The sequence below is a fragment of the Flavobacterium sp. WC2416 genome (assembly GCF_041200095.1).
GTDB lineage: Bacteria > Bacteroidota > Bacteroidia > Flavobacteriales > Flavobacteriaceae > Flavobacterium.
In genome coordinates this window covers 511,479-527,074 of record NZ_CP165626.1, presented here as the reverse complement: position 1 = coordinate 527,074, position 15,596 = coordinate 511,479, and the positions used below count along the sequence as shown (strand labels likewise).

The window sequence follows — 15,596 nt, the reverse complement described above, 5'->3', positions numbered from 1 at the left end:
CTAAAATGATTTTAAATGTTTAAATCAATCAAATAATCGATTTCTTTTAAAGTATTATATCGTTTCATTTTCATGAATTCATTTTCAGCTTCTTTATTTTTGTATTCTTCTTCAGAAATCATCAAACCAGTGTGGTTTTTAATTTTGTAATTTTTCAATTCTTCTGATTTTGTATGAATCCAGTAATCTGCAAAAGCCAATGTTTTAGCGCCACTTCTTTTCGGTTGTAGGCGCACTTTATCGGGTAAAATACCTACGGCTAAATTTCTAAATAACGCTCTAGAATAGGGTTTGGGTTTAAATAGATCAGCGGGTAAACTGTACATAATTTCTAATAAACGAATATCAGCTAAGGGATACACGGTTTCTACGCCATATTGATTAGCATAAGCGCCTTCAGATTCGATACGCAAGCATACATGAGCAGTGCAAATTTGTTCTTTTTGCCAGTTTTTAAAACTTGGGTTAAAAGCAAATAAACCATCTTTTAGATTTTTGTAAAAAATAGAATTTGGATTTAATAAGTTTCGTTTCTCTCGAATTATTGAATAGTCTGAAGTTGTGTTTTTTTTGTTTTTAGCTCTGAAATAATGTATGGTTTTTAGAATGGCTCCACGTCTAAAATCAATTAGAAATCTAAACAAACCTTTTATATTAAATTCATTTAGATAATCATAAAAATAATTATTCCCATTTTGGGAAACACCTTCATCTCCGGGAAAACCACTAAAAATCACTTCTACCTGGTTTTGTTCTGCAGCAACTTTATAAAGACTGTCTTGCCAAATACAATCGCTATTAGCATAGCCTCCCATAATCTCATTTTTTTTAACAAATTCTTCAAATACATCTTTATAATGAAAGGAAGTAATGGGATGATGGTTTTCACGAATTAAATCAGCATAATTGATGATTTCTTCTTGAGTTCCTTGTTCATCAATCCCATTATCTGAGTATGCTTTTGTAGTTTCGTCTAGTATAAATGAATAAGTATGAAGCTTATTTTTATCCATAATTCGAGATAATAGTACAGTAATTGCTGAGGAATCCATTCCGCCTGAAAGTTGGCAGCCTACATTTTTTTTACCTCTAATTCTGGATTGTATTGCAGTTTCAAGTGTTGTTCTTAAAAGTGCATAGTAGTCTTCGTTAGTTTTACAATGGCTTAAGTCAACTGTTTCAAGTTCCCAATACAGTATTTCTTCAAGTTTTCCTTCAGCACCTATTGAAAGATAGTGAGCAGGTTTTAGTCTTTTAATGTCCTTAAAAAAACAGTCTTCTACTTTTTGAGGATAATTGAGTAGTTCTTTAGCTATATATTCTTCATTTAAGCCCGGTTTTTGAATTAAAGCCGACTTTATCGCCGGAATAGTGGTACTAAAATAAAGCAATCCCTCTTGCTCTGTATAAAAAAGTGGACGAATACCCATTTGATCCTTAGCCAAAAAAAGATTTTTTTTATTGACATCCCAAATAGCAAAACTAAAATCACCTATCAGATGTTTGACACAATCAGCTTCCCATTGCTTATAAGCAGCAAGAATCACTTCTTGTTCTACCGCTTTTGAATCAAGATTAAATTGAATTTGCAGTTCTTCTATATTATCTAATCGGCACCAGCCTGCAAAATAGAGATTAGGATAATTATCATTTTTAACAGTTGATGTTGTGAAATTTTGGAGTAAAATTTCATCATTTATCAATAAAGTATTTTCACGGTTTAGCAATTTAGTATTAAGATAGTTAGTGGTAACTTCTCTAAAATTGCCATTATTTAAGTTTAATATTCCAAAAAATCCGTTCATTTCACTGTATTTTTTTACATTTGCGAAGTTAAAAAAATATTAAAATTAAGCGAGCTAATGCAATATAATTATAAGGTTTTTAATTTAAACTGTACTTCAACGATTCCCTTGCCTTCATTTATTCTTAATGAGGTTATTCAAAAAGCAGATTTTGAAGTTGCTTTAGGAACTGTAGCACCCAGTTTTCAAAAAGAGCCTACAGTAAAAAAACCTTTTACACAATTCAATGAGAACGAGTTTTTCTATCAAGTACCTGATATAGCTAGATATTTTGTTACTAATGGTAATAAAGTTGTAATCGATCCCCTTTGTGAAGATTGGGATTCTATTTTATTGTTTTTTTATTCGAATTGTATTGCTGCCATTTTATTTCAAAATAATCAAATTCCTTTTCATGTTTCAGGAGTTTTAGATAAAAACGAAGGACTTTGGTTGTTTGCAGCTCCCTCTCGAACTGGAAAATCAACCACTGCGTTAAAATTAAAAGAAAAAGGATATACTTATTTCACTGATGATACGGCATTGATTACTATTGAAGATAATTCTTGCGTAGCTATAGCTTCGTATCCTATGTTGAGAGCATGGGAAAACACCATGAACAATCAGCAAGTATATAATTTATCAGAAGGGAAACAATTACGTGCCGAAATTAATAAATTTGGAATTGCTTTTCATGACGATTTTGTAAGCACTTCTCAAAACGTAAAAGGAATTATTTTCTTAGAAATGCAAGGGGATAGTATTCAAATAGAAAGATTAAAATCTACTGATGGTATGAAACGTTTGGGCGATAATATTTATCGAAATAAATGGGTACTTGGCATGAACAAGCAATTGTTGCAATTTAAAACGTTGAGTGCTATTTCTCAAAAAGTACCTTTTTGGACAGCGACAAGACCTAAAGATCAACCGAGTTTTGACAGTTTTGCAGATGCTATAATTGAACAAATTATTGAAGTTGATGGAAAATAAAATTATCTGGTTAGCCTCTTATCCTAAATCGGGAAATACCTGGTTTCGAAGTTTTTTGACGGCCTTATTGAATCAAGGAGAAATTGATATTAATAAAATGGAAACGGACGGTATTTTCTCTAGTAAGGAATATATTGAAAGTATTTTAGATATTTGTACAGACGATTTAAGACCTAGAGAATTAGAATCTTTTAGAAAGGTTGCGTTTACTTATAAGGCTCAGGAAATTCAAAAAGAATCTTTTGTAAAAATACACGATGCCTATACCTATTCCCGTTGGGATGGATTGCCTTTAATTCCTGCATATGGAAGTCGTGTGGCTTTGTATTTAGTTCGAAATCCATTAGATGTAGTACTTTCACTAGCCAATCATACTGGTTTGAATGTAGAGGATACTATTAATAAATACATGAATTGCGAGGAAGGCGCCTTTGTTAAAAAAGGAAAAACCGCACAACAATATTACCAATTGATGGGCACCTGGGCCATGCATGCTTCTAGCTGGATGAATCAAAAAGATATTCCAGTGCATGTCATTCGCTATGAAGATATGAAAGTCAAACCCTTTGAAACCTTTAAAATAGCTGTTGTACAAATGCAACTGGATTATAGTGATGAAGCTATTTTGAGTGCTATTGAAGCCTGTGATTTCAAGAAACTAAAACAACAAGAAGAAAACAAAGGCTTTAAAGAAAAAGCACTTCCTTCCTCAGCTTTCTTTTTTAAAGGAGAAACAGGACGTTGGAAACAGGAATTAACCAAAGGACAAATAATAAAAATTATGACTGTAAACGAATCGATGATGAAACGATTCGGCTACTGGGAAGAAGTGATGAATCATATAAAATAAACCCAAAATATGGAAAATAAAAAATACCTTTTGAATACCGATAAAGTTTTGTTTACACCTCTTGAAGAAGAAGGTGTTTTATATGCTATTGAAGACAATAAATACATTAGTCTGAACACTACTTATACGTCTATTGTACAATACATTGCAGAAGGCCTAGAATACAATGGTATTGTTTCTCAATTAATGGACGAATATGAGGTAGAAAAAGAAGTTTGTGAAGGACAATTAAAAGCCGTAGTGGCCGATCTTCTGGCTAAAGGATATATCAATGAAGCGACTGCTTAAAAGGCTTAAAAACGTTTGCATATTAACTGCACGCCAGCGAAAATTCATTTTGCTGGTGTTTTGGCTTTCTATTTATAGAAATCTCTTGCTTTTATGGGGTTCTAAAAAAGGATTTAGCGAGCATATTTGTAAAAATCAAAAAGTAAATGTAGTACTAACACCAGAAAAAATAACTCTAGCAAAAGATATTATTATAGCTATTCATATTGTCAACAACTACCTTCCTTGGAAAAACGTTTGCCGTCACCAATCGTGGCAGGCAGTGTATTTATTATTAAAATACCAAGTTCAATTTGAATATACTGTTGGTATTCATAAAACAAAAAATATCAAAGAAGCACATTCTTGGGTTAAAGTAAATAGTAAATTTATTTGCGGAAGATGCAATGAAAAGAATTATTTTATACTGTAATGAATTTATAATTGATTTATAAATTTAATAATTCCTTTTGAGTTAAAGAAAAAAAAAGTTTTTTCCATAAAAAAAGCTCACTTACAAAGTGAACTTTTATAAAAGTTAAGTATTTCAATTTTTTTTTAATTAAAATATTTACGAATTGTGATAAGCAAAACCTTCATAGATTGAATTGACAGGAGTACCACTATTTACTTCAATTTCAGTAGCTTGAGGCGCTATCCATGGTTTTTTTTCTGTATTCATAAGTTGTGATTTAAGTTGCTATAATGATAAGACAAACTTATTTATTTATTTTCTAAAATAAAAATTTAATGTTAAAATAATAATAAACATATTTAAAAAATAGTTTTATATAAAAACAATGGTATTGTTTTTATACTATTTAAGCCCAAAAGTGTAATTTTGGTTATTTAAATTTATGTAGTAAAATGACTTTAAATAACAATTTATTCCAAGAAAACTATTCGGTTTCTAGAAAAGAACGAGAGCAACTCAATGCACATGCTTCTTTTACTATATGGCTTACCGGTTTTTCGGGTTCTGGGAAATCAACTTTGGCGGCTGCATTAGATCAATGGTTTTACAAGGGTCAAATTCGGTCTTATATTACGGATGGCGATAATACCCGTATGCATCTTAACTCTGATCTAGATTTTAGTAGAGAAGGAAGAAAAGAAAATATTCGTCGTGTTGCCGAAGTAGCTAAACTTTTTAATGATGCAGGAGTTGTAGTAATTAGCTCTTTTATTTCACCATTTGAAGAAGATAGAATAGCAGCCAAATCTATTGTAGGAGCAGATAATTATGTGGAACTTTATATTGCTACGCCTTTAGAAACTTGTATTAAGAGAGATGCGAAAGGCTTGTATGAAAAAGCACAAAAAGGAGAAATCAAGGATTTTACGGGAATCAATAGTCCTTATGAAGTGCCAACTAATCCAGATATTGTGGTTGATACCACTGTAGATACCATTGAAACTTCTTTACAAATTATAACTACTTGGCTGTTGCAAAACAAATTACAAGCGGTTCCTGCATTAAACTTGTAATTCATCGTGAAAAAACAATTCCAATTTAAGAAAATTCTTCAGGATTATATCCAAATTTTACAAATCATCTACAAAGCTTCTCCAGGCAATGCCGTGAGTTATTTTGTATTAGTATTGTTTCAATCTGTTGTTCCTGTTTTATCACTTTATATTACTAAAGAAATTATTGATATTATCACCAATCAAAAAGGACATGATTTTAATGAAATTATTAAATTGGTTGTAGGATTTTGTGTCTTGCAACTTATTTCTTCTGTTTGCAGCCAAATGGCAACCTATGTCAATGGTCTTTACCAACAAAAAGTGGGCGATTATTTGTCGCAACGCGTGTTAGAGAAAGCCATTTCGGTTGATTTCTCGTATTATGAAAATCCTATTTACCACGACACTTTGCATCTTGCACAGCAACAAGCAGTTTTTAAAGCCGCTCAATTGTTAAATGGTTTCAGTAACTTATTGATGCAATTTTCAAGTGTTATCATGATTGCGAGTATGTTGGCTTATTATTATTGGCAATATGCGGTAATTATTGTGGTGCTTTCTTTGCCTTTGTTTGCAATTAAATGGTTTTTTTCTCGAAAAAGCTTTAGCGAAGAAAAAAGATTGGCCACCGCAGAAAGAGAATCTAATTATCTCCAACAGGTTTTAACTGGATTGAGTTATGCTAAAGAGGTACGCCTTTTTGGTTTCGGGAAAGAGTTCATTTCTCGCTATAGCATTTTGAGAGAATATTTGTTTAAGCAACGTAAATCCATACAAAACAAACAAAATTTTTATAGTGTTATTATCGAGGCAGGAGAAATTATTTTGGTGGGTTTTATATTTTTATCGTTGGCTCAAAATACTTGGGCACAAATCATAACACCGGGACTTTTTGTGATTTATTTGCAAGGATTCCAAAAACTACAATCAGGGACAAAAAGTTTTTTGACGGCTTTGGTGCAATTATTCCAACACCGAATGTTTATCAATCATCTTTTTCAATTTTTAGATATTCCTGATAAAAATGCAAATGAAGCTGTAGTTCCTTTCCCAATAAAACCGTCTAAATTGGAAGTAAAAAACCTTCATTTTTCTTATCCAGAGACGGATAGAGTAATTCTTAATGACATTTCATTGTCTTGTGAAAAAGGGCAAATTATAGCTATTGTCGGTGCCAATGGTTCCGGAAAATCTACTCTAGTAAAACTTTTAGGAAAGTTGTATGACTATGAAAGCGGAAGCATTACTATTGATGGTATATCCTTGAAAAATATTGATAAAGAAGAATTTAGAACCAACAGTGTTTTCCTTTTTCAAGATTTCGAAAAATACTTTCTTAGTGTTGCTGAGAATATTAGTTTAGGTGCAAAAGATACTAAATATGATAATGCTTTAAAGCAAGCGGCAGTCAATAGTGGAGCACAAACTTTTATTGATAAAATGAAACGTGGATTTGATACTAAGTTAGGGAGAACTTTCTGGATGGGCGAACAGCTTAGTGGTGGAGAATGGCAAAAATTAGCTTTGGCAAGATTGTTTTATCGGGATGCCGATTTTGTGGTTATGGATGAACCAACTAGTTCCTTAGACGCGTTTTCTGAAAGCGAATTGTATAATTCACTTCGGGTTTGGGGTAGGGAAAAAATGATTATATTAGTATCTCATCGGTTGTTTCAATTGAAAAAAGCAGATGTAATTTATGTCATGAAAAACGGGCGCATTGTAGAGAAAGGAGATTTTGATGCTTTAATCGCCCAGAAAAGTTATTTTTGTGAAATGTTTAATGATCAATTGTAATTTGGATTTTACCGTTTGCAATTGTAATATTTTATAACCTATACGCCTAATGCAAACCATTTCCGAAGCTGCCTCTTACACGCTGCAATTTATCAATCAAACTCAACGATCTGTTTTTCTGACCGGGAAAGCAGGAACTGGTAAAACCACTTTGCTTCGTGAAATTATAGCAACGACCCATAAGAATACGGTGGTGGTTGCACCTACAGGAATTGCGGCTTTAAACGCTGGCGGTGTTACAATTCACTCCATGTTTCAATTGCCTTTTGGAGGTTTTATTCCTTCTTTTAATGTCGATTCTCAATTTACGGATACGGTAAAATTTGAGTCCAAAGACACCTTGCGGAGGCATTTTAAAATGAGTGGATTGAAGAAATCCGTAATTCGTAATATGGAATTGCTGGTAATTGATGAAGTGAGTATGCTTCGCGCTGATTTATTGGATGCGATGGATTATATGATGCAAACGGTTCGCAAGAAAACAACCCCTTTTGGTGGTGTGCAAGTTTTGTTTATTGGAGATTTATTACAATTACCACCGGTTATTCGCGATGAAGAATGGAAAACGTTGCGTGCTTACTACCAAGGAAAATTCTTTTTTCATTCGCATGTTGTGCAACAAAGTCCACCTCTGTATATCGAATTATCGAAAATATACCGCCAAACAGATACGGGTTTTATTTCGGTTTTAAATAATTTAAGAAATAACCAAATTTCTACTGAAGACATTGAGTTGCTCAATAAATACGTGAAACCTGATTTTGATCTCAAAGAAAACAAAGGCTATATCACATTAACTACACATAATGCCAAGGCGGATACCATGAATGCGCAAGCATTAGAAGATTTAAAAGGAGAATTAATTAATTATAAAGCGGATATAGTAGGTGATTTCCCTGAAAAATTATTTCCAATTGAAGAACGTTTGCTACTTAAAGTAGGAGCACAAGTCATGTTTGTGAAAAATGATTTATCCTTTGATAAAAATTACTTCAACGGAAAAATGGGGATTATCAAGTCCCTTTCGAGCCAAGAAATTAGAATTCATTTTCCAGAGGAAGACAAAACCATTGAAGTCGAAAAATACGAATGGCAAAACATTCGCTATAAAGTAGATCCTGTTACTAAGGAAATAGAAGAGGAGGTTTTAGGAACTTTTGTTCATTATCCTATTAAATTGGCGTGGGCGATTACGGTACATAAAAGCCAGGGATTAACTTTTGACAAAGCAGCGATTGATGTTTCGCAAGTTTTTATGCCTGGACAAGCGTATGTGGCTCTTTCGCGTTTACGCTCCTTAGAAGGCCTTGTTTTACTTTCTCCGTTGCGAATGAACGGAATTTCAAATGACCAAGATGTGATGAACTATGCACTGAACAAAGCCTCAGAAGAGGTGTTGAAAAATTCGCTGCATTTTGAAACTAAAAACTTTATTCATAATTACTTGATTAACAGTTTTGACTGGTCAGATCTGGCACAAGAATGGCGCAATCACAAGTACAGTTATTCGGAAAAATCCGAAAGTTCCGAGAAATCCAAACATACCATTTGGGCAACCAAGCAAATGAATGCTATTGATGCACTTTTGGATCCATCCAAAAAATTCATCATACAGCTCAATAAAATTTTCAATAACGAAACGGTCGATTTAATTCATGTTTCTGAAAGAATTCAAGCTGCTTTTGATTATTTCTTCAAACCCATGGATGAGTTGGTTTTTGAGATCTTGTGGAAGCTAGAAGAGGTAAAACGCATCAAGAAAGTGAAAGCTTTTTTTGATGAATTAATTGTTTTAGAAGAGTTGCAGACGAAAGCGGTCTTGCGTTTGATGAAAGCCAAATTGTTAATTGAAACCGTAGTTGCTGGAGAAACTATTTCGAAAGAAAAACTAACTTCAGACGAAATAAAAAAATACATTCCGAGGAAAAAAGAGGCAATCGAAAATCAATTTAAGAAAGTGCATATTACTTTGATTGAAGATGAAAAAGATGTAGAGCGTTATTCGGCAAAGAAAAAATCAGAAAATAAAGCACCGAAGAAATCAACTGTCGAGGAAACCTATGAGTTGTGGCTGGCTAAAAATTCAATTCAGGATATAGCAACCATTCGTAAACTGACCACTCAAACTATCGAAAGCCATCTAGTAAAACTAATACAATCTAAAAAAGTAAAAGTAAATGACATTCTACCTAATGATAAAATAACTGAATTGAGTGAAGCCTTCAAGCATTACAAAGAAGAATCACTAACAGGAATGAAAGAGCAGTTTGGTGATAAGTATTCTTGGGACGAACTGAGAATGTTCAAAGCCAGCTTAAATTAAGAAATTTTAGGTTTTCAATTGGGTCAGTAATCTAATAAAAAAACCTCTAAAAGCGCATTTGCCTTTGGAGGTTTTTAAATAGTGAAATGTATTTTTTATAAAGATTCAATTAGCAACCAAGCTTCAGGATTGTCTTTTTCTTGAATTTCTTTTTTTGCTTTCTGTGCTTCAGCATACGTAGCATAACTACCATAAAGTACTGGGAAAAGACCATATTTGTTTGGCGCTATTCTTCGGGCTTTGTATCCTAAATTAGATAAACGATTGAATATTTTGTCTGCATTTTTTTCTTCTCTAAAAGCTCCAGCCACCACATGATATGGTAATTTTCTTTCTTTTACAGCAAGTGTTACAGCTGGTAAAGGGCTTTTGATGAAGAAAGTAGCTTCTTGAATTTTGTTTTGTACTTGTTTTTGAACAGCAGTTTCAACTAAAACGGTTTGTGTAGCAATTTGATTTTGATAAACAGAATAGCCAACAGTTCCAGTTAAACCCAATCCTAAAAGGAAAATTGCGGCGTATTTTAAGAACGAACTTTCTTTTCTTTCTTCTGGTTCAAATGAGATTACTTTTCCAGTTTCTAAAGATTCTAATTTTTGTTCGAAAATTTCTCTTTTTACAACTGGAGAAACAAATGAACTTAAACCGAAAGAACTAGTTAAGTAATTCGTTTGATCGAAAGGTTTAAATATCAAATTATTATCGGCATTCAATGAAACATCTCCAATGTTTTTTAGTGAGAAAGTTCCGTTTTGCTCTAATGTTTTTTTCCAATTCACAACTGCATACTGAATAGCACTTACGGCATAGTCGTAAGATGTTTTTTCGGCTTGAGCAATATGATTAGCAAGCAAGCCATCGTTATTTTTTAAATTAGCGTTGAAAGAAATCATTTTTTTAGGAGGAAAAAATGAATTAGCACTTTCAACCCACTGAGCTGATTGAATTTCAGTCAAAAATGCACCGAAACCAGGAACGGTAACACATTGATAACGATATAAAAGCTGGGCTATGTAAGATTCGATGTTCATACTTACAAAGTTATACAATGAAAACAGCTATCAAAATTTTATTCACAATTTTTATTAACAATTGAGATAATAATTTTATACTTTTCAGCAACAATTAATTAGCATGACGGAACAGGATTTATTTTATTTATTAGCCTTACAAAGAGTAGAGGGAGTTGGCGATATTATGGCCAAAAAATTGATCACCCATTGTGGTAGTGCCGAAGCTGTTTTTACAACAAAAACTGCTGCAATTGCAGCTATTGACGGCGTGGGTTCGATGTTGTTGAAAAACCTAAAGGACAAGTTAGTTTTTGAAAAAGCTAGTCAAGAACTGGAGTTTATAAAAACGAATGGTATTAAAGGCCTTTATTTCCAAGACGAAGCATATCCTGAGCGCTTGAAACAGTGTATTGATGGACCACTTTTATTATTTACTTCTGGGAATATCAATCTAAAAAACCGTAAAATAATCAGTATTGTGGGAACCCGCCAAATTACGTCGTATGGAACGGAGTTTTGTAGAAAACTGATTGAAGATTTAGCTCCTCTAGATCCCATCATTGTAAGTGGTTTTGCTTATGGCGTGGATATCGTGGCGCATCAACTGGCGATAGAATATAATTTACAAACCATTGGTGTAGTCGCACACGGTTTGAATCAAATATATCCCAAAACGCATAAAAAATATGTCGCCAAAGTAGAAGAGAACGGTGGTTTTATGACTGAGTTTTGGAGTTCCTCGAATCCCGACAAAGAAAATTTTGTTCGAAGAAACAGGATTGTTGCAGGAATGTCTGAAGCTACAATTGTAATTGAATCAGCGGATCGTGGTGGTTCCTTGATTACGGCTAACATGGCTAATGATTACAATCGTGATGTTTTTGCAGTTCCAGGACGTGTAACTGATAAATACAGTCAAGGCTGTAACAACTTGATAAAAACTCAAAAAGCCAATGTACTCACTAGCGCTGCCGATGTAGTTTATATCCTCAATTGGGACATTCAAAAAGAAATAAAACCCGTGCAAAAACAGTTGTTTGTTACTTTAGATGAGGATGAACAAAAAGTCTATGATTACCTTTTAAAAACAGGAAAAGAACTAATGGATATTATCGCTTTGCGATGTGATTTTCCTATTTACAGGATTTCAGGACTGCTCTTGAACATGGAATTGAAAGGTGTGGTAAGACCATTACCAGGGAAATTATTTGAAGCAATTTAAAATCTAAAACCCTTCCTAGTTTTGAATAGAAAGGGTTTTTTATACTGTTTTCAAAAACTAAAGCACTTCAAAGCCTAATTTTTCTCTAACACGAGATAACACTCCATTAGCCACAACGGTTGCTTTCTCAGCACCAATTTTCAGTAAAGCATCTACTTCTGGAAGATTATTGATATAGTAATTGTATTTTTCTCTTTCGGTTTTGAACGTTTCCGTTATCAGTTCAAACAAGGCTTGTTTGGCATGACCATAACCATAATTCCCACCTAAATAATTGGCTCTCATTGTTGCTAGTTGCTCTTCATTAGCCAATAAAGAATAAATAGCAAAAGCATTACAAGTATCTGGATTTTTAGGATCTTCTAGTGGCGTACTATCTGTTTCAATGCTCATGACTTGCTTGCGCAACGCCTTATCATCTAAGAATATATTGATAATGTTATTGGCCGATTTGCTCATTTTTCCACCATTGGTTCCAGGAATTAGCATGCTGTCCTCTTGGATTTTAGCTTCAGGAATAACAAAGGTTTCTCCCATTTGGTGATTGAAACGAGAGGCTACATCACGGGTAATTTCTAAATGTTGCAATTGGTCTTTTCCTACGGGAACTAGTTGGGCATCATATAATAAAATATCGGCAGCCATCAACATTGGGTAAGAGAACAATCCTGCATTTACGTCTTCCAGTCTATCCGCTTTGTCCTTGAAAGAATGGGCCAATGTCAATCTTTGAAAAGGAAAGAAACAGCTCAAATACCAAGATAATTCTGCCGTTTGTGGCACATCAGATTGTCTGTAGAAAACTACTTTATTCACATCTAGTCCACAAGCCAGCCAAGCTGCAGCGGTACTGTATGTATTAGTTCTTAAAGTTGCTCCGTCTTTTATTTGTGTAATGGAATGCAAGTCGGCAATAAAAAGAAAAGATTCATTTTTTGGATCATTCGATAATTGAATTGCAGGAATGATTGCTCCAAGTAAATTGCCTAAATGTGGTGTTCCTGTACTTTGAACTCCGGTAAGTATTTTTGCCATTGTAATTTTTTTCTGAACCGCAAAGTTCGTAAAGATTTTTGCAAAGCGCGCAAGGTTTTCTGTTTTTATACTATTAAATAGTTCCCAAATTTAATTGTTTTTAATAAAAGTATCATTTGATTCCTTATTTTTGAACTCATGAAAGGAATAAAAATTATTTTTTGGACACTTTGGCGTATTTGGTTTTATGTCCTTATGGCAATTCCCATATTGATTATGTTTCCTTTTCTAGTAGCCTCTATTCTTACTGAAAAAGGCTATCCGTATTTTTTTAAAATGGCCAGAATTTGGGCCAAATTCATTCTTTACGGGATGGGTTTTTATTATAAAATTGACAAAAATCAAATTTTAGAAACTGATAAAAGCTACATGATTGTTGCTAATCATACCTCAATGGTTGATATAATGTTAATGCTGGCAGTAATTAAAAATCCGTTTGTTTTTGTAGGTAAACAAGAATTAGCCAAGATTCCATTATTTGGATTTTTCTATAAAAGAACTTGTATTTTAGTAGATCGAGGTTGTTCAAAAAGTCGAATGGAAGTTTTCAATCAGGCTCAAAAAAGAATTAATAGAGGATTAAGCGTATGTATTTTTCCAGAAGGTGGAGTTCCAAATGATGAATCGATTGTTTTGGATACGTTTAAAGATGGGGCATTCCGGTTAGCTATTGAACATCAAATTCCTATTGTACCGATTACTTTTGGAGATAATAAAAAAAGATTTTCTTATACTTTTTTCAGTGGAAGCCCAGGTATAATGAGAGTTAAAATTCATTCTCAAGTGGATACGATTAGTAAAACAGGAACAGATAGAAAAGCAATTCGTGAAAACGTTCGAGATATTGTTTACGCTCAATTAATGACTTTTAATGCTAATTAAAAGGTATAGCTAATTCCAGAATACAACCCAATAAAAACAGGTTTATAGTTATCGGAATTGTTTGAATAGGTATTCAATTGATACTTGACCATGGGTTCAACATTAATTTGAAATGATTTTATAAATTGGTACTTAAATCCCATCCCAACATTAGTACTAAAGTGAATTGGGTTTAAATTATTAGCTTCTCCTAATTTTAAATTAATAGTATTAGACACTAATGATATTTTATTTTGATTTAAAAATAAAGTACTAATTCCTCCAATAACAGTAATGCCAAATTTTTTATTTATGAGTGCATAGGAAAGCTCCAAAGGCACTTCATAGTATCCCATTTTTTGATTGATTGCGCCTGTATTTGTATTTTGGTAGCTTCTTTCAAGGGTGGCTAGCGTATTGAGTTCCGATTCGTTTTTAATTTCAATCGATTCATTGGAAGTGTAATTAATGTTAGTCAAATTATGAGCTATCAAACTTGATGAATAGATTACATCTTTAGTATTATATCCCAATGTAAGCTTATTAACACCTGTTCTTACGGTTAATTTTTTTGAAACAGCATAATTCACCCCTATTCCAAAACTAAGGCTGTTATCGGCTGTTTTTTGGTTTTCTGAGAATTGTGGATCAATCGATGATCCGCTTGAATTTGAATTCAAATAGACTGCGGCAACATTGGGAACGATTTGCCATTTATCCAAATTAGTAAGAACGACTGTCGATTTTTTTTCCTCCTTCTTTTTTAGAATTGCTTCTAATTCGTTTTGTGTTTCTGGAATAATTTCTGTTGAATTTATAGCATCAGTTGTTGCAACTTTAGTGTCAGAGTTCTTTACTGATTTGATATTTCCACTGATTTCATTCCCAGTATTTTTTGGCGTATTTGTATTTATAAAAGGGTTTCCTTCAACAGTAAACTGATCTGAAATTATTTTGTTAGTATTAGAAGCTACTGATTTTAACGATGAATTATTTTTTGATTTATAAAGCGAAGTATCATTTTGATTTTTCTTCTGTTCAGTACTGGTTTCTGAGGAAATAAAAGTTGTATTTTCTTTTTCATGATTTCTAACAGTTTTTGGGTTAGTTATTACGATTTGTTGCTTATTTTTTATGAGAAAAGGGATATTCTTATTTTCTTTTTTTGTTGCAATTGAATCTTTGTTTTCGGTTGTATTTTTTGAGTCTAAAACAATAGTTTTTTTATTTTCTGTGTTTGTATTGAAAACCATATTTAAGGTAAAAAGACCCAGAATAAAAGCAGCAGCAATTCCTGAAAACTGCACCCAAAACGGGATTATTTTTCTTTCTTTTTCCTTTAATTCGGCCTCTATATTGAGCCAAACTTGTTTATTTGGCTCTGCTTCAAAATCTTTGAATTTTTCTTGAAACAATCGGTCTATGTTTTTTTTATCGTTCATTTTGCCAATGACTTTATTTCGATTCTAGTATAAGCTTCAATTTTTTCTTTTAAAATAAGCCTTGCCCTTGAAAGATTAGATTTTGTGGTTCCAGTTGTTATTTTTAGTATTTCTGAAATTTCTTTATGGGAATAACCATCAAGAACATAGAGGCTGAAAACGAGTCGGTACTGATCTGGTAATTCTTGGATGATTTTCATCAAATATTCAATGGGTACATTTTCATCATCAATTTCAACTTCATCGTCAGGAATGTTTTCATTAATCACTTCCATATATCGTATTCCTTTGAATTTTTGAAGTGCATTGTTGATCATTATTCTTTTCGCCCAACCTTCAAAGGATCCCTTACCACTAAACTGGTCTATTTTTCTAAAGATTATCAAAAAACCATCTTGTAAATTATCTTGAGCATCCGCATAATTACTGGAATACTTCAAGCATACCCCAAAAAACTTTTTAGCAAACAATTCATACAATTGTTCCTGAGCTTTAGGGTAATTTTTTTTACAATCATTAATGATTTGATCTAATCCCAC

At 32.9% G+C, this 15,596-nt stretch carries 14 protein-coding genes; 9 read left to right on the top strand and 5 right to left on the bottom strand.

The window, feature by feature from the left end:
- Positions 1-11 precede the first annotated feature (11 nt).
- On the bottom strand, positions 12-1,805 hold the full coding sequence (locus AB3G39_RS02315; RefSeq protein WP_369765911.1) for an asparagine synthetase B: 1,794 nt from the start codon (positions 1,803-1,805) through the stop codon (positions 12-14).
- A gap of 57 nt (positions 1,806-1,862) precedes the next feature.
- On the opposite strand from AB3G39_RS02315, the gene AB3G39_RS02310 reads away from it, so the two are divergent.
- From AB3G39_RS02310 to AB3G39_RS02280, 7 genes are all read left to right on the top strand, one after another.
- Positions 1,863-2,777, top strand: coding sequence for a hypothetical protein (locus tag AB3G39_RS02310; protein ID WP_369765910.1), 915 nt, complete (start codon positions 1,863-1,865; stop codon positions 2,775-2,777).
- Positions 2,767-3,627: a sulfotransferase domain-containing protein gene (locus AB3G39_RS02305; protein WP_369765909.1), complete on the top strand. Its 861-nt coding sequence runs from the start codon at positions 2,767-2,769 to the stop codon at positions 3,625-3,627. The genes AB3G39_RS02310 and AB3G39_RS02305 overlap by 11 nt, the downstream gene beginning before the upstream one ends.
- 9 nt (positions 3,628-3,636) lie before the next feature.
- Positions 3,637-3,915, top strand: a complete 279-nt coding sequence (locus AB3G39_RS02300) for a PqqD family protein (protein WP_369765908.1) — start codon at positions 3,637-3,639, stop codon at positions 3,913-3,915.
- A gap of 85 nt (positions 3,916-4,000) precedes the next feature.
- A complete protein-coding gene (locus AB3G39_RS02295) occupies positions 4,001-4,327 on the top strand; it encodes a lasso peptide biosynthesis B2 protein (RefSeq protein ID WP_369765907.1) in 327 nt (108 codons plus the stop codon).
- Between the two features lie 434 nt (positions 4,328-4,761).
- A complete protein-coding gene (gene cysC, locus AB3G39_RS02290; protein WP_369765906.1) occupies positions 4,762-5,382 on the top strand; it encodes an adenylyl-sulfate kinase in 621 nt (206 codons plus the stop codon).
- 6 nt (positions 5,383-5,388) lie between these two features.
- Positions 5,389-7,161, top strand: coding sequence for an ABC transporter ATP-binding protein (locus tag AB3G39_RS02285; RefSeq protein ID WP_369769667.1), 1,773 nt, complete (start codon positions 5,389-5,391; stop codon positions 7,159-7,161).
- A gap of 49 nt (positions 7,162-7,210) precedes the next feature.
- Positions 7,211-9,484, top strand: coding sequence for a helix-turn-helix domain-containing protein (locus tag AB3G39_RS02280; protein WP_369752870.1), 2,274 nt, complete (start codon positions 7,211-7,213; stop codon positions 9,482-9,484).
- A 95-nt stretch (positions 9,485-9,579) separates the two neighbouring features.
- Here the strand turns inward: AB3G39_RS02280 and AB3G39_RS02275 are convergent, their stop codons facing one another.
- The gene (locus AB3G39_RS02275) at positions 9,580-10,515 is read right to left on the bottom strand and encodes an SPOR domain-containing protein (protein ID WP_369765904.1); all 936 of its coding nucleotides are present in this window, start codon (positions 10,513-10,515) and stop codon (positions 9,580-9,582) included.
- A gap of 103 nt (positions 10,516-10,618) precedes the next feature.
- Between AB3G39_RS02275 and dprA the strand changes: the two genes are divergently transcribed.
- Positions 10,619-11,719, top strand: coding sequence for a DNA-processing protein DprA (dprA, locus tag AB3G39_RS02270; RefSeq protein WP_367772771.1), 1,101 nt, complete (start codon positions 10,619-10,621; stop codon positions 11,717-11,719).
- Between the two features lie 57 nt (positions 11,720-11,776).
- On the opposite strand, the gene trpS is transcribed toward dprA, so the two are convergent.
- Complete coding sequence (trpS, locus tag AB3G39_RS02265) at positions 11,777-12,754, bottom strand: tryptophan--tRNA ligase (RefSeq protein ID WP_369765903.1); 978 nt, start codon at positions 12,752-12,754, stop codon at positions 11,777-11,779.
- 138 nt (positions 12,755-12,892) lie between these two features.
- Here trpS and AB3G39_RS02260 point away from each other — a divergent pair, with 138 nt between their 5' ends.
- Positions 12,893-13,636, top strand: coding sequence for a lysophospholipid acyltransferase family protein (locus AB3G39_RS02260; protein ID WP_369765902.1), 744 nt, complete (start codon positions 12,893-12,895; stop codon positions 13,634-13,636).
- Here AB3G39_RS02260 and AB3G39_RS02255 read toward each other — a convergent pair.
- Both AB3G39_RS02255 and AB3G39_RS02250 read right to left on the bottom strand, forming a co-directional pair.
- Positions 13,633-15,057, bottom strand: a complete 1,425-nt coding sequence (locus AB3G39_RS02255; protein WP_367772777.1) for a hypothetical protein — start codon at positions 15,055-15,057, stop codon at positions 13,633-13,635. The genes AB3G39_RS02260 and AB3G39_RS02255 overlap by 4 nt on opposite strands.
- On the bottom strand, positions 15,054-15,596 hold the full coding sequence (locus AB3G39_RS02250; RefSeq protein WP_367772779.1) for an RNA polymerase sigma factor: 543 nt from the start codon (positions 15,594-15,596) through the stop codon (positions 15,054-15,056). Before AB3G39_RS02250 ends, AB3G39_RS02255 begins: the two co-directional genes overlap by 4 nt.

Coding starts and splice junctions, on each gene's coding strand:
- AB3G39_RS02255 (WP_367772777.1), bottom strand. CDS start 15,057: ATGAACGATAAAAAAAACATAGACCGATTGTTTCAAGAAAAATTCAAA.
- AB3G39_RS02310 (WP_369765910.1), top strand. CDS start 1,863: ATGCAATATAATTATAAGGTTTTTAATTTAAACTGTACTTCAACGATT.
- AB3G39_RS02315 (WP_369765911.1), bottom strand. CDS start 1,805: ATGAACGGATTTTTTGGAATATTAAACTTAAATAATGGCAATTTTAGA.
- AB3G39_RS02260 (WP_369765902.1), top strand. CDS start 12,893: ATGAAAGGAATAAAAATTATTTTTTGGACACTTTGGCGTATTTGGTTT.
- trpS (WP_369765903.1), bottom strand. CDS start 12,754: ATGGCAAAAATACTTACCGGAGTTCAAAGTACAGGAACACCACATTTA.
- cysC (WP_369765906.1), top strand. CDS start 4,762: ATGACTTTAAATAACAATTTATTCCAAGAAAACTATTCGGTTTCTAGA.
- AB3G39_RS02280 (WP_369752870.1), top strand. CDS start 7,211: ATGCAAACCATTTCCGAAGCTGCCTCTTACACGCTGCAATTTATCAAT.
- AB3G39_RS02275 (WP_369765904.1), bottom strand. CDS start 10,515: ATGAACATCGAATCTTACATAGCCCAGCTTTTATATCGTTATCAATGT.
- AB3G39_RS02305 (WP_369765909.1), top strand. CDS start 2,767: ATGGAAAATAAAATTATCTGGTTAGCCTCTTATCCTAAATCGGGAAAT.
- AB3G39_RS02300 (WP_369765908.1), top strand. CDS start 3,637: ATGGAAAATAAAAAATACCTTTTGAATACCGATAAAGTTTTGTTTACA.
- dprA (WP_367772771.1), top strand. CDS start 10,619: ATGACGGAACAGGATTTATTTTATTTATTAGCCTTACAAAGAGTAGAG.